The 26,063-nt window shown below is 55.4% G+C and carries 25 protein-coding genes; 18 read left to right on the plus strand and 7 right to left on the minus strand.

All coding sequences use genetic code 11. The features are described from left to right. Position 1: 1 nt before the first annotated feature. Positions 2–553 (minus strand): ribosome biogenesis factor YjgA, encoded by a 552-nt coding sequence (gene yjgA, locus JSN25_RS07835; RefSeq protein WP_038636638.1) that lies wholly within the window; start codon positions 551–553, stop codon positions 2–4. 95 nt (positions 554–648) lie between these two features. Here yjgA and pmbA point away from each other — a divergent pair, with 95 nt between their 5' ends. The 11 genes from pmbA (at position 649) to JSN25_RS07890 (ending at position 10,188) form a co-directional block, all read left to right on the plus strand. Next, positions 649–2,001, plus strand: a complete 1,353-nt coding sequence (pmbA, locus tag JSN25_RS07840) for a metalloprotease PmbA (protein ID WP_038636641.1) — start codon at positions 649–651, stop codon at positions 1,999–2,001. An 86-nt stretch (positions 2,002–2,087) separates the two neighbouring features. Then, positions 2,088–2,474: a cytochrome b562 gene (gene cybC, locus JSN25_RS07845; RefSeq protein ID WP_038636643.1), complete on the plus strand. Its 387-nt coding sequence runs from the start codon at positions 2,088–2,090 to the stop codon at positions 2,472–2,474. A gap of 309 nt (positions 2,475–2,783) precedes the next feature. Continuing rightward, the gene (locus JSN25_RS07850) at positions 2,784–3,092 is read left to right on the plus strand and encodes a PRD domain-containing protein (protein ID WP_016151467.1); all 309 of its coding nucleotides are present in this window, start codon (positions 2,784–2,786) and stop codon (positions 3,090–3,092) included. Positions 3,093–3,102: 10 nt separating this feature from the next. Next, positions 3,103–3,465 carry an SFCGS family glycine-rich protein gene (locus JSN25_RS07855; protein ID WP_038636646.1) on the plus strand — a complete coding sequence of 121 codons (363 nt, stop codon included), beginning with the start codon at positions 3,103–3,105 and terminating at the stop codon, positions 3,463–3,465. A gap of 2 nt (positions 3,466–3,467) precedes the next feature. Continuing rightward, positions 3,468–3,767, plus strand: coding sequence for a DUF4312 family protein (locus JSN25_RS07860; protein WP_038636649.1), 300 nt, complete (start codon positions 3,468–3,470; stop codon positions 3,765–3,767). Between the two features lie 22 nt (positions 3,768–3,789). Then, entirely contained in the window at positions 3,790–4,566 is a 777-nt protein-coding gene (locus tag JSN25_RS07865; protein ID WP_006686375.1) for a DUF4311 domain-containing protein, read from the plus strand. An 11-nt stretch (positions 4,567–4,577) separates the two neighbouring features. After that, positions 4,578–5,222 (plus strand): DUF4310 family protein, encoded by a 645-nt coding sequence (locus JSN25_RS07870; RefSeq protein WP_038636652.1) that lies wholly within the window; start codon positions 4,578–4,580, stop codon positions 5,220–5,222. A 58-nt stretch (positions 5,223–5,280) separates the two neighbouring features. Further along, on the plus strand, positions 5,281–6,414 hold the full coding sequence (locus tag JSN25_RS07875) for an amidohydrolase/deacetylase family metallohydrolase (RefSeq protein WP_204525589.1): 1,134 nt from the start codon (positions 5,281–5,283) through the stop codon (positions 6,412–6,414). Continuing rightward, positions 6,398–7,516, plus strand: coding sequence for a DgaE family pyridoxal phosphate-dependent ammonia lyase (locus tag JSN25_RS07880; protein WP_204525591.1), 1,119 nt, complete (start codon positions 6,398–6,400; stop codon positions 7,514–7,516). Before JSN25_RS07875 ends, JSN25_RS07880 begins: the two co-directional genes overlap by 17 nt. Next, positions 7,513–8,253 (plus strand): 2-dehydro-3-deoxy-phosphogluconate aldolase, encoded by a 741-nt coding sequence (gene dagF, locus JSN25_RS07885; protein ID WP_085048428.1) that lies wholly within the window; start codon positions 7,513–7,515, stop codon positions 8,251–8,253. The genes JSN25_RS07880 and dagF overlap by 4 nt, the downstream gene beginning before the upstream one ends. A 21-nt stretch (positions 8,254–8,274) precedes the next feature. Beyond that, positions 8,275–10,188, plus strand: a complete 1,914-nt coding sequence (locus tag JSN25_RS07890) for a BglG family transcription antiterminator (RefSeq protein WP_087857477.1) — start codon at positions 8,275–8,277, stop codon at positions 10,186–10,188. 68 nt (positions 10,189–10,256) lie between these two features. On the opposite strand, the gene JSN25_RS07895 is transcribed toward JSN25_RS07890, so the two are convergent. From JSN25_RS07895 to JSN25_RS07920, 6 genes are read right to left on the minus strand one after another with little or no spacing between them, the layout of a single operon-like run. Beyond that, a complete protein-coding gene (locus JSN25_RS07895) occupies positions 10,257–10,649 on the minus strand; it encodes a DUF4280 domain-containing protein (RefSeq protein WP_174331337.1) in 393 nt (130 codons plus the stop codon). Continuing rightward, the gene (locus JSN25_RS07900) at positions 10,646–11,569 is read right to left on the minus strand and encodes a type VI secretion system protein TssA (protein ID WP_223229529.1); all 924 of its coding nucleotides are present in this window, start codon (positions 11,567–11,569) and stop codon (positions 10,646–10,648) included. The genes JSN25_RS07895 and JSN25_RS07900 overlap by 4 nt, the downstream gene beginning before the upstream one ends. Then, a complete protein-coding gene (locus JSN25_RS07905) occupies positions 11,566–15,105 on the minus strand; it encodes a type VI secretion system protein (RefSeq protein WP_233638431.1) in 3,540 nt (1,179 codons plus the stop codon). The genes JSN25_RS07900 and JSN25_RS07905 overlap by 4 nt, the downstream gene beginning before the upstream one ends. Then, complete coding sequence (locus JSN25_RS07910) at positions 15,105–15,854, minus strand: DotU family type IV/VI secretion system protein (protein WP_087857474.1); 750 nt, start codon at positions 15,852–15,854, stop codon at positions 15,105–15,107. Before JSN25_RS07910 ends, JSN25_RS07905 begins: the two co-directional genes overlap by 1 nt. Then, entirely contained in the window at positions 15,835–17,172 is a 1,338-nt protein-coding gene (tssK, locus tag JSN25_RS07915; protein WP_204525593.1) for a type VI secretion system baseplate subunit TssK, read from the minus strand. Before tssK ends, JSN25_RS07910 begins: the two co-directional genes overlap by 20 nt. 14 nt (positions 17,173–17,186) lie before the next feature. Further along, on the minus strand, positions 17,187–17,645 hold the full coding sequence (locus JSN25_RS07920) for a hypothetical protein (RefSeq protein ID WP_038636684.1): 459 nt from the start codon (positions 17,643–17,645) through the stop codon (positions 17,187–17,189). 372 nt (positions 17,646–18,017) lie between these two features. On the opposite strand from JSN25_RS07920, the gene tssB reads away from it, so the two are divergent. Genes tssB through tssH form a run of 7 tightly spaced genes read left to right on the plus strand, consistent with a single transcriptional unit; the run spans position 18,018 to position 26,059 of the window. Next, entirely contained in the window at positions 18,018–18,530 is a 513-nt protein-coding gene (tssB, locus tag JSN25_RS07925; protein ID WP_038636686.1) for a type VI secretion system contractile sheath small subunit, read from the plus strand. Between the two features lie 18 nt (positions 18,531–18,548). Next, a complete protein-coding gene (gene tssC, locus JSN25_RS07930; protein WP_069324762.1) occupies positions 18,549–20,030 on the plus strand; it encodes a type VI secretion system contractile sheath large subunit in 1,482 nt (493 codons plus the stop codon). Positions 20,031–20,048: 18 nt separating this feature from the next. After that, entirely contained in the window at positions 20,049–20,531 is a 483-nt protein-coding gene (locus JSN25_RS07935) for an Hcp family type VI secretion system effector (RefSeq protein WP_121529883.1), read from the plus strand. A 9-nt stretch (positions 20,532–20,540) separates the two neighbouring features. After that, positions 20,541–20,918, plus strand: coding sequence for a type VI secretion system baseplate subunit TssE (gene tssE, locus JSN25_RS07940; protein WP_204525594.1), 378 nt, complete (start codon positions 20,541–20,543; stop codon positions 20,916–20,918). Positions 20,919–20,937: 19 nt separating this feature from the next. Further along, positions 20,938–22,659 (plus strand): type VI secretion system baseplate subunit TssF, encoded by a 1,722-nt coding sequence (gene tssF, locus JSN25_RS07945; protein ID WP_137346757.1) that lies wholly within the window; start codon positions 20,938–20,940, stop codon positions 22,657–22,659. Beyond that, on the plus strand, positions 22,623–23,567 hold the full coding sequence (locus tag JSN25_RS07950) for a type VI secretion system baseplate subunit TssG (protein ID WP_204525595.1): 945 nt from the start codon (positions 22,623–22,625) through the stop codon (positions 23,565–23,567). Before tssF ends, JSN25_RS07950 begins: the two co-directional genes overlap by 37 nt. Then, positions 23,558–26,059, plus strand: coding sequence for a type VI secretion system ATPase TssH (gene tssH / locus JSN25_RS07955; RefSeq protein WP_204525596.1), 2,502 nt, complete (start codon positions 23,558–23,560; stop codon positions 26,057–26,059). The genes JSN25_RS07950 and tssH overlap by 10 nt, the downstream gene beginning before the upstream one ends. The last annotated feature ends 4 nt before the right edge of the window (positions 26,060–26,063 follow it).

Consider the following 26,063-nt stretch of genomic DNA (forward strand, 5'->3'; position numbering starts at 1 on the left):
GTTACGCCTCGTTTTCTGCCAGTTCACGCAGGTACTGGAAAATCTGACGCGCTGATTTCGGCGGCTTGTTGCCCGCTTTTTCTTTCCTGGCGTTACGCACCAGAGAACGCAGTTGCTGACGGTCGGCGTCAGGCCACAGGTTCATCACTTCTTCGATGGCTTCATCGCTGCCGTCAACCATACGGTCACGTAGTTGCTCCAGCTTATGGAAGACAACAACCTGCTGGTTGTGACGGTTTTTCAGCTTGTCCAGCGCCTGACGGATAGGATCAACATCGCGCTGGCGCAACATTTTGCCAATCAGCTGCAGCTGGCGGCGGCGACCTTCCATTTTAATGCGCTGGGCCAGCTCAATGGCGGCACGTAAATCCGCGTCGAGCGGGATTTTATCCAGCGCGTTTTTCCCCAGTTCTACCAGTTCCACACCCAGGCGTTTTAACTCCTCGGCGTCACGTTTTATTTCACTTTTACTGACCCAGATAATTTCATCGTCTTCGTCTTCGATGTCATCACCGGGAACGTCGTCGAGCCAGTCTTCGGGCTGCTTAGTCATGTCAGGCTCCTTAAAAAAAGAGGCTAATGTTACCAGTTAAGATGCGCACTGAAAAACGGTTCTCTGTTAGACTTCAGAGAAACTCTCTCTACATTATGGCATTTGCGATGAAAGTAATCTCACAAGTTGAAGCGCAGCGTAAGATTCTGGAAGAAGCGGTCTCGACGGCTCTGGAATTAGCGTCAGGTAAGTCGGATGGCGCGGAAGTCGCTGTTAGCAAGACCACGGGTATTAGCGTCAGCACCCGTTATGGTGAAGTGGAGAACGTAGAATTCAATAGCGATGGCGCGCTGGGGATTACGGTTTATCACCAGAACCGTAAGGGCAGCGCATCCTCCACCGATTTAAGCCCGCAGGCGATTGCCCGTACCGTGCAGGCCGCGCTGGACATTGCACGTTACACCTCGCCGGACCCATGCGCGGGCGTGGCAGATAAAGAACTGCTGGCCTTTGATGCGCCCGATTTGGACCTGTTCCACCCCGCGGACGTTTCCCCTGACGAAGCCATCGAACTGGCTGCTCGTGCTGAACAGGCAGCGCTGCAGGCTGATAAGCGTATCACCAATACCGAAGGCGGCAGCTTTAACAGCCACTATGGCATCAAAGTGTTTGGCAACAGCCACGGCATGCTGCAGGGCTACTGCTCCACGCGTCATTCCCTTTCCAGCTGCGTGATCGCGGAAGAAAATGGCGATATGGAGCGTGATTACGCTTACACCATTGGCCGGGCGATGGGCGATCTGCAAACGCCGGAATGGGTAGGGGCAGACTGTGCGCGCCGTACCTTATCGCGCCTGTCTCCGCGTAAGCTTTCCACCATGAAAGCGCCGGTTATTTTCGCCAATGAAGTGGCGACCGGACTGTTCGGACACCTGGTCGGCGCGATTGCTGGTGGCTCTGTATATCGCAAATCCACTTTCCTGCTGGACTCGCTGGGCAAACAAATTCTGCCGGAATGGTTGACCATTGAAGAGCATCCCCATCTGCTGAAAGGGCTGGCCTCCTCGCCATTTGACAGCGAAGGCGTACGCACAGAGCGCCGTGACATTATTAAAGACGGCATTTTGACCCAGTGGCTGCTGACCAACTACTCTGCCCGTAAGCTGGGGCTGAAGAGCACCGGTCATGCGGGCGGTATTCACAACTGGCGTATTCCCGGACAAGGTCTAAGCTTCGAGCAGATGCTCAAAGAGATGGGCACGGGCCTGGTGGTGACTGAGCTGATGGGGCAGGGCGTAAGCGGCATTACCGGCGATTACTCGCGCGGCGCGGCGGGCTTCTGGGTCGAAAACGGCGAAATTCAGTATCCGGTGAGTGAAATTACCATCGCCGGTAACTTAAAAGAGATGTGGCGTAATATCGTCACCGTTGGCAACGATATTGAAACGCGCAGTAATATTCAGTGTGGTTCAGTCCTGTTGCCGGAGATGAAGATCGCCGGGCAATAATACCCGTCATACTTCAAGCTGTGGCGTGAATTATTGAGGGTATCTGGCGTTTGTTTATTTTTGAATAATAAAAAAGGAAGTGAGCAATGCGTAAACACCTGTTAGCGATCGTCGCAGCTTCAACGCTGATTCTTGGTTCTTCTGCGTTTGCAGCCGATCTTGAAGACGATATGGGGATCCTCAACGACAACCTGAAAATCGTCGAAAAAACGGATAATGCGACTGAGCTGAAAGACGCGTTAACCAAAATGCGTGCAGCCGCGCTGGACGCGCAAAAGGGAACGCCGCCGAAGCTGGAAAACAAATCCCCGGACAGCCCGGAGATGAAGGATTTCCGCCACGGCTTTGACACGCTGATCGGTCAGATCGACGGCGCGTTGAAGCTGGCGAACGAAGGTAAAGTCAAAGAGGCGAAAGCCGTTGCGGAAGACCTGAAAAAAACACGCAACGAAAACCACAAGAAGTTCCGTTAATTTGCTCTATCCGGCCTGCAAATCGTAGGCCGGATAAGACGCCAAAGGCTATCCCCGTCACATTTTTTCAACTTTAGAGTTAGAGAAGTCATTCGCCGAACTGGCTGTTTTCTGCTCATCTCTTGCGATGCCCGTCACAGTTTCCCGCCACTAAAGCGCAAATATCGCCTTTTCTGCGGCATAGATCACTATCGCTGCGCCTCTTTCCACTTCGAAGTGGAAAACAACTCGCTACAAACTTTTAACCCCCGCCGCTAATTTACCCTCAGAGCCATTAGTGGGGTAAGACGAGTGAATAACGGAGCTGTAATGAATGACATGGGGGAATCGGTTGAACTGGCCGACCGCATGCTGGCGCAGGTGTATGCCTTGCTGCGTGAACGCCACATTATTCCCAACGCCGTACAGGAACAGATGCTGACATCGCATGTTCGCGCCATGGCGCACCGCTCGGTAACGGGTGAACCCTTACCAGAAGTCGATGCCAGTTTGTTTGATGAAATATCTGCCGAATCAATGGCGCTTGCCCGCGACGTGGTCGCTGAGTTTGGCAATCTTCCTGAGGAAGAGGCCTGGCTGCTGTCGGTGCACTTCGAAGTCGCGAAAGACAACCTTTAAGGAGCAAAAGATGGATCAGATTACCGTAGTGATTGGCGATCGCCTGGGTAAAGGCCAGAAAGTGGCGGCAGGCGTTGAGAAAGCGGGTGGCCGCGCGGTCGTGGTGCCGGGTGTCGCGGCAGATATGAAGCTGGGCGATGTGATGAAAGCGGAAAACGCCACCTTTGGGATCTCGTTTTGCGGTAGCGGCGGGGCGGGCGCGATTACCGCGCAAACCAAATATGGCTACAAGGCGAAATATGGCATGCGCTCGGTCGATGAAGGGGTAACCGCCATCAACGAAGGCTGCAACGTGTTGGGGTTCGGTTTTATGGACAAAGAAGAACTCGGCGAGCGCCTGGTACAGGCGTGGCAAAAGAAATACGGCGCTTAAGCATGAAAGAGCAATTCACCACCACGGTGAGAGTCACGGGTAAGGGGGAGGCTAAAGCGCGCGCCTTTGCCGACGCCCTGAACCACGTTCAGGCTGCGGTGATGAAAGCGTCCCCGCATATCTTACTGCGTATTGAGCCACAGGATGTGCAGGTTGTTCAAGCGCGTGAAACGGTGCGCAAAGAGGCGTTTTTGTTCCTCTTCCTGCGCCGGGAAAGACGCACCTTCAGCGTGGAGCTGGACGTGACCGTCAACGTGACTGCCATCAATCTCGACAAGGTGGATTTCGTTACGCAACGCTGATCTTTTTTTAAAAGGCATAATTATGTTCCTGATAATATTAATAAAATCGCTCATCATCGGCGGCCTGGTTGGCGTCGGTGTCGGCGCTGGGGCTGCACGCATGTTTCATGCGCCGACCACTCAAGGGATGGGCGCGTTTCGTACTCTGGGAGAACTGAATTCCTGTGAAGGGGATCCGGCTTCTCACTTCTCATTCGGTCTGGGCTTTTTCTTTAACGCCTGGGCTTCTTCCGTTGCCGCAGGGGCGTTCACGCAGGACGTCGACCATCGCATCATCCCCAACTGGGGGGCCGCCGCGCTGATGATCAAAAATCGCAACGTTGGTGAAACGCTGCACGATCCTAAGCGCATGGCGATCGCCTGCGGTGTTATCGGCATGATTGTCGTGACCTTCCTGAACCTCACCGCGTCATCCGTGCCGGAAGCGCTACAGGTTACTGCCGTTAAGGTGCTGGTGCCAGCGGCAAACCTGCTGGTCAACACCGTGATGCCAGTGATCTTCTGGCTGGCGGCGATTGATGCCGGCAAGAAATCCGGCTTCTGGGCTACCGTTTTTGGCGGCGCGGCGCAGTTAATTATGGGTAACGCCGTCCCGGGTCTGGTTCTGGGCATTTTGATCGGCAAAGGTGTTGAAGAGAGCGGCTGGAACCACGTGACGAAAGTGATGATGGTGGCTATCGTCGCGCTGTTCGTCCTGAGCGGCTTCTTCCGCGGCTTCGACATGAAGATGATCGAATCCTTCCATCTGACCGTGCCTGACTGGTTGGAACTTATCCATAACTCGCTCAGCGGTAAATAACGGAGGCCATAATGGAACAGAATAAAGGTTTTTGGTTCGCTGACTGGTCATTCCCGATCTTCGTTGGCCTGCTCTCATCCGGCGTGTTTGCCGGAACGCACATGTACTACCTGTACGGTATCGGCGCATTCAACGAAGTGGCGTTCGTGGCGATGTTGAAAGCGGGAATGGACACTGGCTCCTACGGGGCGGTAGCGGCATTTGGCGCCAGCTTCCTGTTTGCCCGCATCATTGAAGGTTCGCTGGTGGGGATTCTGGATATCGGCGGGGCGATCCAGACCGGGGTCGGGTTAGGCGTTCCGGCGCTGCTGTTGGGCGCGGGAATTATCTTCCCGGTCGCCAACTTCGCTGCCTCGCTGGTCACCGGTCTGGTGATTGGTCTGGCGATTGGCTACATCATCATTCTGGCGCGTAAGTTCACCATCAATCAGAGCGACTCAACCTACGGAGCGGACGTGATGATGGGGGCCGGTAACGCTTCTGGCCGCTTCCTCGGTCCCTTGATTATCCTCAGTGCGATGACGGCCTCTATTCCGATTGGCGTGGGTTCGCTGCTGGGTGCGCTGCTGTTTTATATCTGGCAAAAACCGATCACCGGCGGGGCGATTCTCGGCGCGATGATCCTCGGTTCCATCTTCCCGATTGCGATTAGCTAACTGTTGATTTGTAGGCCGGATAAGGCGGTTACGCCGCCATCCGGCAAAGGAGAGAACGATGTTTGATTTACTCCTGCGCCATGCGCGTCTGGTCGATGACACGCTGACTAATATTGCCCTTCAGGATGGCAAAATCGCGGCGTTGGGTGACGTTGATGGTCCGGCGCTGAAAACCATTGACCTGCGCGGCGAATGTTACGTTAGCGCGGGTTGGATTGATTCTCACGTTCACTGCTACCCGAAATCGCCGATTTACCACGACGAACCGGACGGCGTGGGTATTGCCACTGGCGTAACCACCGTGGTGGATGCCGGGAGTACTGGCGCTGATGATATTGACGATTTTTACACGCTGACCCGTGGCGCGGCCACCGAGGTTTATGCGCTGCTGAATGTTTCACGCGTTGGGCTTATTGCCCAAAACGAGCTGGCTGACATGGCCAATATTGACGCCGATGCGGTGCGGCTGGCGGTGAAACGTCACCCGGACTTTATCGTCGGCCTGAAGGCGCGCATGAGCAGCAGCGTGGTAGGGGTTAACGGCATCACGCCGCTGGAGCGCGCCAAAGCGATGCAGGCGCAAAACGGCGACCTGCCGCTGATGGTGCACATCGGCAACAACCCGCCAGATCTGGATGAGATCGCCGAACGCCTCACCGCGGGCGACATTATTACCCACTGCTACAACGGTAAGCCGAACCGCATTCTGACGCCGCAAGGTGAGTTGCGGGCGTCAGTGACGCGGGCGATTTCACGCGGCGTGCGTCTGGATGTTGGGCATGGCACCGCCAGCCTGAGCTTTGCGGTGGCAAAACGCGCTATCGGCCTGGGTATTTTGCCGCACACCATCAGCTCCGATATTTACTGTCGCAACCGTATCAGCGGCCCGGTGCATTCCCTGGCGAATGTAATGTCGAAATTCCTCGCCATTGGCATGTCGCTTCCGCAGGTCATTGAATGCGTTACCGCCCATGCTGCCGATGGTCTGCGCCTGAAACAGAAGGGGCGACTGCAGGTCGGTCTGGATGCCGATTTAACCCTCTTTACGCTGAAACGCCAGCCAACCGTGCTGGTAGATGCAGAAAACGACAGTCTGCAGGCTGAACAACTGCTGGTGCCGCTTGCCGCAATACGTGCGGGCAAGGGCTATATGACCGAACAAGGGAGCGCGGAACATGCCTTCGATTTTTGAGAAATACAAATTAAAACAGGTGATTAACACATCGGGTCGCATGACGGCGCTCGGTGTCTCTACGCCGCGACCCGAAGTGGTTGAGGCCGCGATGGCGGGGATGAACCAATACTTTGAGATGAAAGACCTGGTGAATAAAACCGGTGACTACATCGCGAAATTGCTGGAAGTGGAAGGGGCAACCGTTGTCTCCTGCGCTTCGGCCGGGATCGCCCAGTCGGTCGCGGCTGTGCTGGTTAAAGACAGCGACTGGTTGCTGGCGAACCTGCACGTCACGCCCATCGACAACAACGAAATCGTGTTGCCCAGAGGCCACAACGTTAACTTTGGCGCGCCGGTGGGCACCATGGTAGCGCTTGGCGGCGGCAAGGTCGTAGAAGCCGGTTATGCCAATGAATGTTCCGCGGCGCAACTGGCGGCGGCCATCACACCGCGCACCGCGGCCATTCTGTATATCAAATCTCACCACTGCGTACAGAAAAGTATGCTCAGCGTGGAGCAGGCTGCGGTGGTGGCGCGCACGCATAATCTACCGCTGATTGTGGACGCGGCGGCGGAAGAAGATTTGCAGTGCTACTACCGCGTGGGCGCAGATCTCGTTATCTACAGCGGCGCGAAGGCGATTGAGGGGCCAACCAGCGGTCTGGTGATCGGTAAAACTCAATACGTTGAGTGGGTAAAACGTCAAACGGCGGGTATTGGCCGGGCAATGAAGGTGGGTAAAGAGGGAATACTTGGCCTGACCTGCGCTATTGAACTGTACCTCAACGCGCAGAAAGAGAGCGGTGCGGAAATGGTCGAGAAAATGACGCCGTTTATTAATAACTTGAATCAGCTTCACGGCGTGAGCGCCCGCGTGGTGTGGGACAGCGCAGGGCGCGATATCGCACGCACGGAAATTAAATTTGACGAAGCGGTAACCGGGATCGCCACTGGCGAACTGGTCGACGCGCTGAAGCAAGGGGAGTACGCGATTTACTTCCGCGGTTACAAAGCCAATGAAGGCATTATCGAAGCCGATGTACGCAGCGTTGATCGCGCGCAACTGGAGATTGTGGCCCGTCGAATTGGTGAAGTGATTTCGCAGGAGAAAAAAGCATGAAACTGATCCCTAATTTTTATCGCGACCGCGTCTGCCTGAACGTACTGGCAGGCTCCAAAGAAAATGCCCAGGAGATTTACGCGGCGGCGGAAGGGCACGTGCTGGTTGGCGTACTGTCAAAAAATTACCCGGATGTCGCAAGCGCGGTAACGGATATGCGTGAATACGCGGCGCTTATCGACAATGCGCTCTCCGTGGGGCTGGGGGCGGGCGATCCTAACCAGTCGGCGATGGTCAGTGAAATTTCCCGTCAGGTGCAGCCACAGCATGTTAATCAGGTCTTTACCGGCGTGGCGACCAGTCGCGCGCTGCTGGGCCAGCAGGACACGGTGGTCAACGGTCTGGTTTCGCCAACCGGTACGCCGGGACTGGTAAAGATATCCACCGGTCCGCTAAGCAGCAAAGCGCCGGACGGCATTGTGCCGGTAGAAACCGCCATTGCGCTGCTCAAAGATATGGGCGGTAGCTCAATTAAATACTTCCCAATGGGCGGCCTGCAATGCCGTGACGAGTACATCGCGGTCGCCCGGGCCTGCGCGCGTCATGACTTCTGGCTGGAGCCAACGGGGGGGATCGATCTGGATAATTTCAGTGAAATCCTGCAGATCGCCCTCGATGTCGGTGTGAGCAAAATCATTCCTCACATCTATAGTTCGATTATTGATAAGGTGAGTGGTAACACCCGTCCGGACGACGTACGCCAACTGATGGCGATGACCCGGGCCTGCGTAGGTTAATTGACAGATGAGGAAACTGACGTGCGATTCCCCAACCAACGTTTAGCGCAGCTATTTGGCATGTTGCAAAACGAAGCGCTTCCACAGGACGAGCTGGCGCAGCGGTTGTCGGTTTCCACACGCACCGTACGGGCGGACATCACCGCGCTAAACGCGCTGCTCACCCAGTATGGCGCGCAGTTTGTCCTCAGCCGGGGTAACGGTTATCAGCTCAAAATTGACGATCCGGCAAGTTTTCATGCCCTGCAGACGCAGCAGCCCGACTCGTTGCTGCGTATCCCACGGACCAGCCAGGAACGGGTTCACTGGCTGGTGGTTCGCTTTCTGACCTCGGCCTTTTCGCTGAAGCTGGAAGATTTGGCTGATGAATGGTTTATCAGTCGCGCGACGCTGCAAAACGATATGGCAGAGGTGCGCGAGCATCTGCAACGTTATCATCTGACGCTGGAAACGCGCCCGCGACACGGCATGAAGCTGTTCGGCAGCGAGATGGCGATCCGCGCCTGTTTGACCGATCTGCTGTGGATGCTGGCACAGCAGGATCCGCAGCACCCATTGGTGACGGAAGAAGCATTGAATGCCGGGCTTCCTGAGCGACTGCAACCCGTTTTGCAGGACATTTTCGCCCGTTTTCATATCCGCCTGACCGATGAGGGCGAGCTGTTTTTGCGCTTGTACTGCGCGGTGGCGGTACGGCGGATTAGCGAAGGGTATCCGCTACCGGAATTTGCCGCAGAAGAAGCCGAGCAATCTGTATGCCTGGCTACACGGGAAATCGCGGCGGTATTGCATCGGTTGGCGGATAAACCGCTCTCCATTTCTGAAGAGAACTGGCTGCAGGTGCATATTGCTGCTCGCCAGGTTCAGGAGATCGCTCCCAGTGCCATCAATGCGGATGATGATGAAGCGCTGGTCAATTACATCCTGCGGTTTATCAATAGCCAGTACAACTACAACCTGTTGAATGACAAGCAGTTACATGCCGACCTGCTGACGCATATTAAAACGATGATCACCCGGGTGCGTTACCAGATAATGATCCCCAATCCGCTACTGGAAAATATTAAACAACACTATCCGATGGCATGGGATATGACGCTGGCCGCCGTCTCGGGATGGGGCAAATATACGCCTTACACCATCAGTGAAAATGAGATTGGTTTCCTTGTCCTGCATATCGGCGTTGGGCTGGAACGTAGTTACAACATTGGTTATCAAAGGCAACCGAAAGTTCTGCTGGTATGCGATGCCGGAAATGCGATGGCGCGGATGATTGAAGCGGTGTTGGCGCGTAAGTATCCGCAGATAGAAATCGTCGATACCGTGACGCTGCGCGACTACGAACAGCGGGAAAGCATCAGCGAAGACTTCGTGATTTCGACCGCGCGGCTCGGAGAAAAAGATAAGCCTGTGGTGATGATTGCGCCGTTCCCTACCGATTATCAACTGGAGCAGATTGGCAAACTGGTGCTGGTCGACAGAACCCGTCCGTGGATGCTGAACAAATTTTTCGATGCCGCCCATTTCCGCGTTATCGATGGCCCAATGGATCAACAAACGTTGTTCAATACACTATGCCGTCAGCTGCAGGATGAAGGCTTTGTCGATGCGGAGTTTCTTGATTCGGTGGTCGAGCGTGAGGCCATCGTCAGCACTATGCTGGGTGACGGCATCGCCCTGCCGCACTCCCTCGGTCTGTTGGCAAAGAAAACGGTGGTCTACACCATTCTTGCCCCGCAGGGTATTGCCTGGGGCGATGAAACGGCGCACGTGATCTTCCTGCTCGCTATCAGTAAAAGCGAGTATGAAGAAGCAATGGCGATTTATGATATTTTCGTCACTTTCCTGCGCGAGCGGGCCATGACGCGACTCTGCGCGTGCCGGAATTTCACCGAGTTCAAAACGGTCGCCATGGAGTGCGTGAGTCGCTTTTAAAGACGCTGCGATTATCCTGCAGCGTCGTCTCCTGCAATCGTTCCCCCCTTAATTTCAAGGGCATCACATCACGGCACAACGGTCATTACCTGGCCGGGGAAGCTAATCTGGATCACGCCGCCCCACATGCAGATCAGCTTTGACTGGGCGGTGAGTGCGGGCATATTTCCCACTAATACCGTGGGGGAGCCCGGCGCCCAGGGGGCCGGTGTGGCGGGGATACACGGCATTGGCGTCAGCACGCCGAGCGCCGCCGCGGTTGCGGCTGCAACGGTCGGGTTAGCGATGCTGTTGCACATCCCGAACGGCAGAATGTTTACAAACGGTTTGTTATCCATAATATTCGCCATCGGCAGGTTGTTGACGATGGTTCGGCTGGAGGGCAACACGTTCAGCGTAGCTGGCGCTATACCAAACGAGCATTGCAGCATCGCGCCAGTACATACGGCAGGACAACTCATGGCAGTACCCCCAATTGTTTCCACAGTCGGCGAGCGGACTCATCGCTGCTAATCAGTTCATTGAGCAATTCAGGTAGCGGCGTATTCCCCCAGGCAAAGGCGCGATAGAGCAGATAAGGCACCGGGCTGTGTGGTTCAGTACGCGCCAGGTAATCCGCGACCTCTTTAATCATCCGATACGCTTCCCCGCGGTGGGCAAATGCGGCGGGATTACCAGGCGCTGGTGCCGCTTCTTGTACGACAGGCTGTGAGGGGGCTGGCAAGTTAGCCCCCAATGCTTGCAGGCAGGTTTTAATTTTTTGTTCCAGCGGATTGAAAGACGGTGCGGATGCTGCGGGCCAGCCCTGACATACGGTATTAAGCCGCGTAAGCCATTCAAGACTTGCTGTTAGCGCCGTAACGATCGACTCTTCCGCCCCGGGTAGGGGAACGTCTGATAATTTTCCCTGCTGCCACTGTGATAAGGAGATATGCTCTCCATTCGCTATAAATAGCGGAGCTTCGGCGACCAGAACGGCGTAATGCTGCGCCATCCAGCAAAGTGGGGCGGCGCGATAATCATAGTCGCCCTCTTTGATTTTTGGGTGCAATTCCTCTGGATAACGCTCCAGCGCCAGCGTGGCCAATGCCAGCGCATCGGGCAAAGACGTTAAGCCTTGTGACCGAATCCATGCCTCACCCAGCCAGCTCATAATCACCAGATCCTTGCTGAGCGTTTTTGTCAGCGACGTGGCGATCTGTGCGACGGCGTCCCAGTCAGCGCGTCGCGGCGTGCTTTGCCAGACGCCCGTGGGCAGCGTTTCGTCATCCTGCTGGCGAGCGGCGACCAGTCGGTCGAACTCTGGTGAATAGCGGATCGCGTCTCCGCACGGTTTATCCGCCTGAATAGGCGTCAGTAATGCCTGAATATGTTCCATCATTTTCCTTGTGATAATCCCTGTTCGGTAAGCGGTACCCACGGTAGAGGCGCTTTGCCCTGTGCATCCAACAGCGCGATCTGCCAAAAGACGGTGGTTTGTGACTGTTGCTGACCATCTCCCACAGGAAGCGAAAAGCGCAATGGCAGCGGTTGCGCCAGCGCGCCGCCGACGCGCTGTTGTTTGATCATCCTCAGCAGTGACCATGCCCCCTGCCAACGCCAGCGACCAGTATCACCGCTTACCGTTACACCTGTCTGTGACAGACCTGGCATTGGTCGCCAGGCGGAGTTAGTTGCCCAGCGTAGACTAAAGTTCAGGCTGTCTCCGCTACGCCAGTGCAGATCCGTCGTGCCGCCGGGGTAGCTTATTGCCTGTTGATTGCCGGTAAGCCGCCAGTCGGCAATTTGGTCAGCGCCGACCTCGCGGTGACGAGAGGTGCGCCAGATAACGCGTAACGTAACCCCTTCCGGACTGACCAGCGCGGAAAGTAATGGCTGCGCCGCCGCCAGTTGTTGAATCAATGGCGGCTGCGCAGAGAGCGTTTCTGGAGGGAGCTGCGCGAGTAAAGTCGTGAGTTCGCGAACCCGATCGACATCGGCATCCGGTGCCTGTGGCGCGGCGGTAAAGGGGAAATGCCCCGCCAGCCAGACGTTGTACAGTGTGAAGATTTGCCCCACCGTGCCAATGCTCGCCTGCTGGCGTAGCTGCTGGCATGTTTGCTGCGATGCGTTTACCAGCGCGTTCAGCGATTGGCTGTAAAAATCGTTACCGCCGGAAGTGGTGAACTGCGCCAGCTCGCTCTGACAATTCTGAGCGGAAAGCGTGGGCAGCGCGGCGGCAAGCGTGGTCATTTGCATCGGCGGACTACCAGGATCCTGTTGTTGCAGCCGCTGCATTGTGGCCAGTGAACTGCTCCAGCGGACGATAAGCTGGTTTTCCGTCGTGGTAAGCCATGGACGCTGTTTGTCGAGCCAGTCGATATCCTGCTGATAGCGGGTCAATGCGCCGGAGATTTGCGCGGCTTGCGCGTTGGCCCAACCGGCAATCTTCTGCCCGCTGATCTGCGCCTGCTCTGCCGTGGCGTAATTCACGGCGGGAGGGGCGATCGCCGGCAGTAACGCGCCGCCGTCCTGGCGCACGCGGGCAATCACCTGGGCTGCGGCTTGCTGACGTAATGCGATGGCAAACTGAGGACGATTAAGCTGGTTGAACGCGTCAATGAGTTGATCCGCGCTAGCCGTACTGAGATTGCTATGGTCAGGTGACTCGGCTGCCCCCGAGTACAGTGCCTGAAGCATGGCGTTTTCAACTGCTTGCCGGGCCAGCATAGTGAGTTTGGGACGCCAGATACTGTCCGGAAGTTGTTGTATAAAACGCTCATATCCGCCAAATAGCGCCAGTGCCTGCTGGAGTTGTAGATTCCCGGGATAACCTGCTGTTCTGTCGGTCGGCAGGCTCGCCCCACGCTGCCAAAACGGTTGATTGAGCAGATCGCGCAGGCTTTTTTGCAGCGCGACAACATCCGGTGACACGCTGAACTCGCCTTCCGGCGACTGCTCGGTTAGTGAGGAGAAATGCAGGCGGGAACCATCGACCTGTGCCAGAAAGCGTTGGCGCAATAAGGCTTCATGACGTAAAACGTCTTGAATCACATCATTGTCGATCAGTCGGAGCGTGCGTGCCTGGGTGAGGAGCTCATCCAACGGCAGCCGAATAGGTGAGTGAGTCGCATCGCGGCTAAGATTATTAATCGTAGTTAGCGTGGCCTGTAAACGGCTGACCTGACGGATTAAGGAACGCACAAATAGCGGAGTAACCCGTGAGTCATTGCTGAATAACGTCAGTAACTGTTCGAGCTGCTCTTCGTTGTTATCCAGACTGGTGTTGCCATAATTCTGCTCCAGCCAGCGCATCGTTTCGCGAGAAAAATACTCGCTGTTTCGCTGCGTTAATTCACTGGCGTCAGGCAACTTGAGGCGTGAAAGGTTGAGGGTGGCAATCATCCCATTCAGACGATCCTGCGACGGTAGCGATTCTGTATCTACGGTCACGCCCCAGATGCTGGCGCTGACGTTTGCCAGCGTCTGTATAGTGGGTTGCTTCACCTGCATTAATTGCAGTAATGGTAAATAACGCGACTCCATTTGCTTTGCCTGGCTAAGCAGGTGCTGAATCTGGCGGTAACGCTCCTCGGGCAGTAGCTCCTCCTGCTCTGACATCTTCTCACTTTGACTTTGCAGACAGATGCTGTTGGTCGCAGGTAATAACAGGCTGGCTAACGTGGCGTTATTAAAGGTGTCCCGTAATTTTGTGTCGGTATGGCTGAACAAGGAACCGGGCCAGACAACAGATCGAAACTGCCACTGCGGAATACCGTTAAGCACTCGCCAGTACAGTGCGGTGGATCGTTCGCCTGCGTTATTGGCGCGCAGGGTTTGTGTGGCCAGCACTTGCAGACGATCGTGTAGTAAAACGGCGTTGGTATGTTGGTATTGCCAGCTCCAGATCATTGCCGCCAGCCAGATAACACAAAGACAGCTATAACAGGCGAGGGTAATGAAATGGCGGCGCAGATTCAGGCGTAGCAGGCGGCGGACCGGGAGCGCCAGACCACGCTCGGCGGCAATTTTGCCGCTCAGTAGCGTCTGGCAAAACTGCATCCGCGGTTTATCATGGGTTAGCGTACGGGCGACAAACCAGATCCCACGCAATAGTGGAGGTTCATCGCGGGCGTTGCTGTTAAACAGAGAATCGAAATAATCATGTAGCGGGGCGGCTAGCGGCAGGAGGTTTTCCGGCAGACGAAACAGATCTTCCGGCGTATTTCCCCGCAGCGCGCCGAGTTCCGTGATGAGCATGCGCAGTGAGCTTCGGGTATTGTCCAGCGCGCTGTCTATCCACTGTGGCTTCCAGATGGCCTCTCTGGCGACCGGGATGGCACTGCCGATGGGGCTGCGACGAGCCTCCTCCGGCAACATGGCTAACAAAGACGAAGCCCCTTCCAGTGCTTCTACACCGCTTATCAGCAGGTAGACCGGTAAACTCAACCCACATACTTGCTGTAGCTGTTGGCAGTTGTTCAGTAGGCTGGCGCGAGCGGCTTCATCGCCCTGCAGCACATCCAGCGACAGGGTGATAATCAGCGCGTCCAGTGGACGCTGCGGACGACTTTTCACCAATGCCGCGAGCATTTTTTGCCAGTCATTCTGGCGAATAAGCCGTTTTTTCCCGGCAGTTTGCAACGTTTGCGGCAGGCACAAAACACTACACTGAGGGTTAAACCACCATTGCCCGAACCAATACTCCTGGCCGTCGGTGAGTGACCAACTGCGACAAAGCAGACGGTTATCTTCTTCGTCGCCCAGCATCAGTATGCGCATACTGTCGTAAGGATCCTGACCGCCGCAGGCGCGCTGGATCTCTTTTTGCGCACGGATGAACGTATCGTTGCGGTATTCCCACTGCCACCAGACGCACCAGAGGGTAATCGCCAGCAGCACCAGCACAATAATCAGCAGAGTCAGCCAGTGTTGCATCACCTGGAATCTCCCTGGCAGGACTGGGTCACCGGGAAATCAGGCAACGTATTCACGCCGATAGCATCTTCAATACTTAGCCACAATCGTTGGCTTAACAGCAGCAGAGCGAGCAGTATGATGAGGGCAATCAGGTGCAGACGTGAGTTGTCAGGCAGGCGACGGTGTGCCGGAAGCTGTAATGGCGTTCCCAGTGCTGCAGATTCCATTCGCTGGGCAATATCGCTGAACCTGGCGTCATGCTGGAAAGCAAAATGCCATAGCAGGTGACAGGTTTCCTGGTGGGTCTGTGGATCAAAATCGTCACGCCGGGAACCGAACCCCAGCGTCAGGCAACGTAAATAAAGCGCGGCTAAATCGCGCTGTCCGGGGCTGCGCTCATTGAGTAACGCGGTGATCTTATGAGGGATCAGATCGCCGGCGCTATGGGTCTGCCACAAATGGTACTCCAGCGGGCAACTCTGCCAGAGTGAGAGGGCTGGCCAGTCGCCATAGAGTACAGATTCATCAATCAGCGCGACCAGGGCGTAAACCGCGTCATCAATCTGCTGCTGAAAGGGGGTACCCAATTCACGGATTAGACGTCGGTTATACTCTGCCACCGCCTGACTGGCGTACTCAAAAGCCTCCGTGTGCAATTCATCAGGCGGCAGCGTGGTGCTTTTCCAGCATTCAAACTGCGCCAGCCAGCGAGAGAAGACGTCATCAAACAGACGGCAGGCAGGCATATCAGGATTCGTAGGCGTCATGGCGATCCTCCTGACGGTAAAGCATGATTCGCTGCGGCATGTCATCGGTTTCATGCAGCGGAGCAATGACCAGCGGCGTCTCTTTTTCAAACCACTGGGTGGTAAGCGTTAACGTGAACAGGGCGATACTGCTGTCGACTTCCCAGTCGCCGTGCTGTTCGACGGACAGTGGAGTGAGTGTCATCCCATGCATTCGCTGACGACGCAAAACGGCCAAAAACGGTTGGCTGGCGATAAGGCTCTTTTGTAACCAGCTTTCTGCTCTGGAGGTGCTGCCAGCAGGCATCAGCAGACCAATCACCACCTGTTCTCCGGCATGGATATTCGCGGGGAGCTGAAGCGAAAACATGTTATCCAGTTTGCTGAAGTTGATCCGTTGATAGCGGCGATGAATATGCGCCAATTGATTTTTCAACATGGTGAAAAGGGAGGCGAATGCCGGCTGCATGTTTTGATAATCGAAGGTCGGCAGCAAGGGCAGGGTTTTATCCTGGGTCAGAATTGCCGTCTGCCCGAGAAATAAACACAGCGCGCGGTAAAGATCCTCAGGGTGTGGACGCCCACCGTTAATCAGGCTTTCCAGCAGCGGTAAAGCCCCTTGAATACTTTGTAACGACAGCGTTAGCCACAGCCAGTCATGGGTGCGTTGGCTCTGTTGCGCCAACTGCATTTCCCGGCTTAAAAACAGAATTTTTTCTCTTGCCTGTAAGCAGAGTTGTCGCGTGTTGCGGGAAAGATAGCTCTCTTCACTGACGCTGGGCGAGGGCGGAAACCAGTCGCTCTGACGAAATCCTGCTTCGGTATACACTATCTGAAGTAGCGGCAGACAGATTAAATCGGCGCGTTCATGCTGACAAACCAGGCGTGGTGCGGGCTGCCACAGCGAAATACTTTCAGGAAATTCTCCGCTGCTCAGATCCGGCATTGGGGCGCTGTTCGTTGAGCGATAGCGGTCATTCATCAACTGCCACTGTCCGGCGCGGTTTAGCGGCGGCAGCGCCAGCCAGAGAATATGTTCACTGTCCGGCGCGGCGGGGAGCAGATGTTGGCAGTCGAACTCCAGCGGCGAGTCGCGGCTGATATCGTACTCTACCGGCGTGCCGTCGGGCATGATTGCCTCAAGACGTAGGATACGCAGCATACCGGCACACAGTGCGGCTTCGTCGATATGTAGGTGGTTCACGCCCCAGAATCCGGGATTGGCGCACCGCGCCAGCATGGCGGGAAGCATTTCATTGCGCAGCGCCTGTAACTGGAAATGTTGCGGCAACATCGCCATCCCTTCGTACCAGCAGACCATTGCCGGAATCGTGCTCATAGTATCTTCCTTGTTCAGGGCGCCAGAATTGCCTCATCCGTCATCAGTAGCAGATGCAGTGAACTGACTTTATCCAGCCGGAGCCGGTGATCGCCTTCACTGCGATAACGCGCAAACAGTAGTGTTGCTTCTGTCGTAACGCCCTGCAGGGGATTTTCTTGCGCAACAAAACGTGAACCTGGCACCAGCTCCAGAGACCAGACGCGAAATCCGTCAGGGTTATCACGCAATAATTGTGATTTGGCATTAAACCACTGTGTCGCGGAGAGTGACTGGACGGTGGGTAACAGCGCGCTATCGGTAATAGCGACAATATCCACTGCTACCGGTGCGTTATCATTGGCATCCGGAACTGTTTCAATAATTACATCATTAAATGCCACACGGTTTTGCCACAATGAACAGCCGCTATTCAGTAACGTTAAGGTACTGAATAATATTAATATGGCCGAATGGCATATGCCGCTTTTCATATAAAGTCCTTTTATATTGTTATAAGAACGGTAATTAATGGTTGAGGTTTGTTTTTTGATTTAAATCATTATTCAGCGCGGATTATAAAATAAAAAACGTTTTACTTGATTTATTCACATGGTGAATTAGTTTTGTTGAAAATATCATTTCAGTGATTATTTATTTTTATCTTATTGATTTTAATTGGTTATTTAATTGCTTTTGATTTTTATCAAAGCGGCGATCCTGGTGTAAAAACTGAAAAATTAAGTTGATATTTATTTTTTGTTGTGTTTTTTATATTGCATGTAGTTATTCAGAAAAATCTATTTTCGAATAATGGTGCGGCAAAAATAGCACCAGGGATACTATTGCAATAAAAAGGATTAAATATGGCAGAGAGCATTCAGCATAAACTCAACCGTATTAGGCCGCCGCGCGTGCAAATAACCTATGACGTGGAAACTGGTGGCGCGATTGAGAAAAAAGAACTTCCTTTGGTTGTTGGTATTTTAGCGGATCTATCCGGGCATCCGGCATCTCCACCGGCCAAATTACGTGAGCGCCGTTTTGTTGAAATCGATCGTGATAATTTCGACGATGTACTCTCTTCTGCCTCGCCTCGTCTGGCGATACAGGTTGAAAATCGTCTGGCTAATGATGGCAGTAAACTGAACGTAGAACTCCACTTCAACGAATTCGACGACTTTTCTCCTCTCAATATCATTAATCAGGTTAAACCCCTCCAACGTCTTTTTCTTGCCCGTCAACGCTTACGCGACCTGCTGACCAAACTGGATGGTAACGACGATCTGGATACGTTGTTGCAGCAGGTAGTCAATGACAACGCTGAGCTTCAGGCGTTAAGACCCATTGCTGAAGAAAAACCGACTGACAACGCGTAACTAAAAAGGGGAAGAACAATGGACAATGTTCAGGAACAAGCTGAAACCGGTGGGCAAACCGTTACGCTGAGCGTGCTGGACCGCATTATTCAGGAAGGGCGAATGGCGCGCGATGAGCTACAGCAGACCTACGCGCGTGACATGCTGGAAGAACTGGCTACGCAGATTCTTGATGAAGGGATGGTGATTGAAAGCGATACCGTAGCGATGATCAACCACCGCATCGCGCAGATTGACGCGCTCATCAGCGACCAGTTGAATGAAGTATTACATCACCCGGAGATGCAGAAACTGGAAGCCTCCTGGCGTGGCCTGCATCAATTTGTGATGAATACCGAAACCAGCACCCGGCTGAAATTGCGTCTGCTGAATGTGTCACGTAAGGAGTTGCAGGACGATCTGGAAAAAGCGGTCGAGTTTGACCAGAGCACGTTGTTCAAAAAACTGTATGAAGATGAATACGGGACTTTCGGCGGCAACCCTTACAGCGTGTTGGTGGGCGATTTTGAGTTTGGTCGACATCCGCAGGACGTGGCGCTGCTGGAGAAAATCTCCCAGGTGGCGGCAGCGGCCCATGCGCCATTTATTGCTGCCGCCAGTCCGCGCTTATTTGATATGGGATCGTTCGCTGAGCTGGGCGTCCCGCGCGATCTGGCGAAGATCTTCGAAAGCACCGAATTGATTAAATGGCGAGCCTTCCGCGATAGCGATGACTCCCGCTATGTCTCGCTGGTGTTACCGCATGTGTTGCAGCGTCTGCCGTACGGACCGGATACGGTGCCGGTAGAAGGGGTGAACTTCGTTGAAGATGTTAACGGCATGGACGCGAGTAAATACCTGTGGGGCAACGCCGCATGGGTGCTGGCTAACCGCATTACCGAGGCATTTGCCTTGTATGGCTGGTGCGCGGCGATTCGTGGCGCTGAAGGCGGTGGACTGGTGGAAGATCTTCCAGCGCATACCTTCTCTACGCCATCCGGCGATATCAGTCTGCGCTGTCCAACGGAGATAGCCATCACCGATCGCCGTGAGAAAGAGTTGAATGATCTCGGGTTTATCGCGCTGTGCCATAAAAAGAATACTAACACCGCCGCGTTCTTTGGTGGACAAACGACTAATCAGGCAAAAATCTACAACACGCCGGAAGCCAACGCCAACGCGCGCATTTCAGCGATGCTACCGTACATCCTGGCCGCCTCGCGCTTTGCGCACTACCTGAAGGTTATTATGCGCGACAAGATTGGCAGCTTTATGAGCCGTGACGAGATCGAAAGCTACCTCAACAACTGGATTGCCGATTATGTCCTGCTCACCGACAGCGCCCCACAGGAGATCAAAGCGCGTTATCCGCTGCGCGAAGCGCGGGTGGATGTAAGTGCAGTGCCTGGCAAGCCGGGGGTCTATCGCGCGGTTGTATTCCTGCGTCCGCACTTCCAGTTAGAAGAGTTAACCACCTCTATTCGTCTGGTCGCCGAACTGCCGCCACCGGCAGCCGCTTGATCATTAAGGAGATAAACCATGGATGCGATTTTTTTAAAGCTCGACGATATCAAAGGCGAAAGTCAGGTTGATGGATTTAAAGATCAGATAGAGATCATGTCCTACAGCCATAACGTCGCAATGCAGGTCACCAACGACGTCAGTAACACCGAACGCACCTCCGGACGGGCGCACGTGGGGGAAATGTCGCTGACCAAGTTTGTCGACCTTTCCACGCCGAAGCTTAACGAGTACTGCTGTAGTGGGAAGATGATTAAAGAGGCTGTACTGACGTTATGTCGGAATGATGACGGCAAAATGCTGCCACTTATCGTGTATACCCTGGATAACGTGGTTATCTCGCATCTGAGCGTGAGCGGCGGTTCCGGTGGCAAACCGGTGGAAACGATGTCGCTGAACTTCACCAAAATTAAATGGGAAATCACCGCGCAGAAACTGGGAGGTCAGAAAGAGGGTAACGTCTCTTCCGTCTGGGATATGGCGATGAATAAGAAACCGTAACTTGAGGTAATGCCCATGTCACTACCCGTCGCGCTGCTCGACAGACTGATGGATGAGGACATTATGCCGCGTGAGTCGGTTTGCCGGGAGTTGAGAAGACTGTTCAACTCCCGAGCGGCAGAAGATGCTGACACATTGCCGGCGCTGCTTGCCTGGGGCGTCCCGGAATGGCACGGGCTGAACGCAGGCGATGAACGGGTGCTGCGTTGGTATTGCCGTCAGCTGCGCGCTGTTATTTTGCGCCATGAGCCCCGGATTCAGGCGCTGATCGTGAGCGTAAAAGATGCCCATCATCAGACGCTGGCGCTGCAACTTGACGCGATGCTGTGGAACGACGACGAACCGCTAACGCTGGAGCTGGCGTACCAAAATGGCGGTTGGCGATAACCCGTATCAGGGGAGATCAATGGACGATCGATTGCTTGATGATTATCTGCAAGAGCTACGATGGCTGCGAACCGCCAGCGGTGAATTCGCTCGTCGGCATCCGCATGTTGCTTCCCGACTGCGGCTGAGTGAATTCGATTGCCCGGATCCCCATGTTGAGCGACTTCTGGAAGGCTTTGCGTTGCAAAGCGCCAGGCTGCATCAGCGTCTTGATGACGGCTTTGGTGAGCTATGCGACTCGCTACTGGAACAGCTCTCTCCCCATTTGTTACGCCCTTTTCCTTCTTGCGCAACCGCTTGTTTTACCGCCGATCCGCTGGCGGGCGATCTGAGTCAGGGCTACATGCTTCCTGCCGGAACGCCGTTATACGCGCAAACGGAAAGTGGAGAAACGGTCTGGTGGCGCACGGCATTGGCGCAAACGCTATGGCCTATCGAGATTGAAAATGTTGACTGGTGTGATGCCGCACAGGCCCGGCAGTTGAGCGGAATGGCGCAGGCGCGTGGCGCATTGCGTATTCAGCTACGTTGCCTGCCGCCGCATCAGTTCTCAACGTTGGCGGTAACACAGTTGCGCATTCATCTCAGCGGTTCGCCGCAAATCAATGCCACGCTGTTTGATTTGTTATACGCCCATGTCATTGGGCCGCTGCGCCCACATCCCATTGGCCTGCTGAATGCCGAAAAGATTTTGCCCAGCGAACCGGGCGTAGAGTCCAGCGTGCTGGCGCTCAGTGCCTGGATGAACTGTCCGCAGACGCTGATGTATTTTGATTTACCGCTGCCGTCGACGGGCGAGGGCGACAGTATCACGGTGTGTATCCCTTTCGACAATGCTCCACAGGCAGCACAGCATATTAAACCTGGCGATATTCGTCTGGGCTGCGTGCCGGTAATAAACCTTTTCACTCGCACCTCAGAGCCGCTGTTTGTCGAACATACCCAGAGCGAACATCGGCTGGTCGCCGATCATCATGACAAAAATGTGCACATCTACCGCGTACAGGCGCTGTGGATGAGTCGCCGTGAGAAAGCCTGGCGCGTTCCTGCGTACTACTCAGCCCAGGGGCATAGCGAGGCCCGCTGGTTCTGGTATGCACGGCGTCACCGCCACCAGGGGAATGCGCTGTGGCTAACGCTGGTGGACAGCCGTTTTGACCCGTATGTGGCGGATGAAGAAACCAGTCTGACGGCAACGCTCTGGTGCAGCAACGGTGAGCAAGCCGCACAACTTACAGCGGGAACGCCATTGACCTTCGAAGTGCCGGGTCCGGTTGCGCAAGTACATTTACTGGGTACGCCGACCACGCCTTCTGAGCCAGCATTACAGCGGGACACGCGCTGGAAGTTGCTTTCCTCGCTGGCGCTCAATCACCTGTCGCTGGTGGAAGGCGAGATGGCGCTGGCGTCGCTGAAAGAGCTGCTGGCGCTGTACGCCCCTTCCGCCGCGTCACCCGCCGTCTGGCAACAGATTAATGGTATTCGCGAGATGCGTTGCCAACGGGTCAGTGAGCATCGGGGAGGTGATGCCTGGCGCGGCTGGCATAACGGCATTCGGGTGACGTTAACTCTTGAACAACAATCATTTACTGGCAATAGCCGACTGCTATTTGCCGGCATCATCGCCCGTTTTCTGGCTCGCAATGCCACCGCGAACTGCTTTGTTCGTACGGTATTGCAGGAAGATGGAGAGGAACTGTCGCTATGGACAGAAGCCGAACAGACCGCGCTGATAGCGTAATCGCCCAATTGCGGCGCGAGCCGTGGCGCTTTTCGCTGGAGCAGTGTATCCGCATCTTACGGGCGAGCGGTGAAACGCCCGCGCTGCGGGGGGAACTGGGGCTGGCGTTCACGCCTGCGGAGGTGTCGCTGCGCGACGGTACCCTTCAGGTCCACAGCCTGGGGCCGGGCGGAGCCGATGGGGTGCTGCCCTACGGCTGGCTGGAATGGCTGCAACAGGCGGCGCAGGATAAAAACAGCGCGTCGCAGGACTTTATTCATCTGTTTCAACAGCGCTTGATTCAACATCACTGCCGTAGCCTGAGCCTGTATCGGCTGGCAACGCCTTACGCCAGGCGAGAAGATGCGCCGGGGTTTACGTTGATGCGGGTGCTGTGTGGTTTTGATCTGGATGCCGTAAAAAAGCCTCAGTCTGGGCAGCTACAGCGTCTGCTGTCGCAAAGCAGCGGGCTGGCGAATCGTCGGCGTTCAACGGCGGGATTTGTGGCGCTGGTGGCGGCAACGCTCGGTATCACCGTCCATATTGAGGAGTTTATCGGGCGCTGGCAATCCTTGCCGCTGGCGTCTCAAAGCCGGACCGGGTGTCGGCTGGGGCGCAGTAGCGTCGCCGGTCGGCGAATATGGAATCAGCATGCGGCGCTACGGGTGCATCTGCGTGCGGAAAATGCCGCGCAGTGGCGAACATTTTTACCTGGCGGACGGGGATTTATTCAACTGAGCAAATTAGCGGAAATCTGGTTTGGCGCGGGAATAACGCTGGAATTGATGATGCGCGCAACCCTGACTCTGGATCATCGCTTAACCCGCGCTGCACCGCCGCGTCTGGGTTATACCGCGCAACTGGCAGGGCGCAAGCCCGCCGTGTTCCATTGCCAACAGCATCTTGAGGAGAACAGTAAATGGATTTGAAAGCGCTGGTAAAACGACTGAACCCAATTTGTTTTCGTGCGCTGGAACAGGCCGCCGAACGCAGCCGGGCGCAGGGGCACTGGTTCGTTGAGCCGGAGCATATGCTGCTGGCTTTACTGGATGATGAACACTGTGATTTAGCGTATTGCCTGAGCAACGCGGCGATCTCCACCGATACGTTACGTGAAGAGATCCAGCGTGCTCAGGCGCAGTTCAAAACGGGCTGTACGCGGATGCCGGTGTTTTCCGTACACCTGATAGAGCTACTGGAAGGGGCGATTTTGCAGGCGACTTTCCAGCGTATTCCTCTGGTTCGTTCGGCCTTATTGCTCCTGACCTTACTCACCCGAGAACGGCTGCGTACCCAGTTGGCGCAGGGAATGCCACTGTTGTTACAGCTTCCGGCTGCGGAGCTGGAAAGCCAGTGGCAGAACTGGTGTCGCAACTCCGTTGAGGAGGCTGCAGACCCTGACAAGGGCGAATCCCCGAAGCGTGAAGGCGGGGTTCTGGATCAATATACGCACGATCTGACGCGTGACGCGCGGGAAGGGCGGATCGATCCGATCATCGGACGCGACGCGGAGATCCGCCAGTGCATCGACATCCTGCTGCGCCGTCGGCAGAACAACCCGATTCTGGTGGGTGCGCCAGGTGTGGGCAAAACCGCCGTCGCCGAAGGGCTGGCGCTGCGCATCGCCGAAGCCAGCGTGCCGCCGCCGTTGCGTGATGTCGCTCTGCTGGCGCTCGATCTTGGCTTATTGCAGGCGGGAGCAGGCGTGAAAGGTGAATTTGAGCAGCGACTAAAAGGCGTCATTGACGCCGTTAAAAAATCCCCGCAGCCGATTATTTTATTTATCGACGAAGCCCACACGCTGATTGGCGCGGGCGGCGCCGAGGGGGGTAATGATGCCGCCAACCTGCTGAAACCGGCGCTGGCGCGTGGTGAACTGCGTACCATCGCCGCCACCACCTGGCAGGAGTACAAAAAATATTTCGAGAAAGATCCGGCGCTGGACCGGCGTTTTCAGCGTATCCAGATCGAGGAACCGGACGAGAACAGCGCGGTAATCATGCTGCGGGCGGTGGCCGATAAACTGGAGGCGCATCACGGGGTACAAATTCTGGATACGGCGATCCGCGAGGCGGTGCGCCTCTCGCAGCGCTATATCTCTGGTCGCCAGTTGCCGGACAAAGCGATCAGCGTGCTCGACACCGCCTGCGCGCGGGTGGCGCTGGCGCAGCATGACGTGCCGCCCCAGCTTGAGGAGATCCGTCAGCATCTGGCGGCCATTGAAGAAGAGAGCGAACGTCTGAATCGTGAGCTGCTGGTGGGCGTCGATCATCACGACAGGCTTTGTGAACTGGAAGCGCAGGCGGAAAAACTCCACCAGCAGTCGCGGGAGGTGGAGGAGCGCTGGCAGGACGAGCGCCAGCGGGTCGGCGAGCTACAGGCCGCCCGTCAGCGAATGCTGGATCTCAGCGTGCGGCTGGAAGAGGATGATGAACTGGAAGAGGAACTGGTGGAGTGCGCCGCGCTGATCGGCAAACTGGAAACTGCCGCCGCCCAGCTACGTGACGAAGTGCCGCTGGTGCCGGACTGCGTCGATCCCGCCACGGTGGCTTCGGTGATCAGCGGCTGGACCGGGATCCCAATCGGCCAGATGCAGACCGATGAAGCCCACGCCCTGCGCACGCTGGTTGCACGGATGAGCGAACGGGTAATGGGTCAGCAGGCGGCGCTGGAGACCATCGCCCAACGTCTGCGCGCCTATCGCAGCGGCCTGACCGATCCGCAAAAGCCGGTCGGCGTGTTCCTGCTGGTGGGGCCAACCGGCGTGGGTAAAACCGAAACCGCCTATGCGCTGGCCGATGCTTTGTACGGCGGCGAACGCAATCTGATCACCATTAACCTGTCGGAATATCAGGAGGCGCATACCGTCAGCCAGCTCAAAGGCGCGCCGCCGGGCTACGTCGGTTATGGCAGCGGCGGGGCGTTAACCGAAGCCGTGCGCCGTCGACCTTATTCGGTGGTACTGCTCGACGAAATCGAAAAAGCGCACCCGGACGTGCTGGAGGCGTTTTATAACGTTTTCGACAAAGGGGTAATGGAAGATGGCACCGGGCTGATTGTTGATTTTAAAAACACGGTGATGCTGGCGACCAGCAACGTCGGCGCAGAGTTAATTCTTGATACGCCAGCGGCTGAATTAAACAGCGAGCGGTTTAATGAGGCATTGCGTGAGGAGTTGTTAAAGCATTTTCGCCCGGCGTTTTTAGCAAGGATGACCACGGTGGTCTATCGGGCATTGGATGAAAGAATATTAAAAGGCATTGTGCTGGCGGAGCTGGAGAAATTAGCTCAGCGGTATTTTGTGGCGACGGGGGAGAAATTAAATATGGAGGATGGGCTGGTAGAAAGGGTTATGGAGAAATGTAAGGGCGCCGGAGCCAGGGATGTTGAGAATCTGGTGGTTGGGGAAGTGATGGAGTGAAAAT

It is taken from the genome of Citrobacter cronae (assembly GCF_016893685.1).
GTDB lineage: Bacteria > Pseudomonadota > Gammaproteobacteria > Enterobacterales > Enterobacteriaceae > Citrobacter > Citrobacter werkmanii.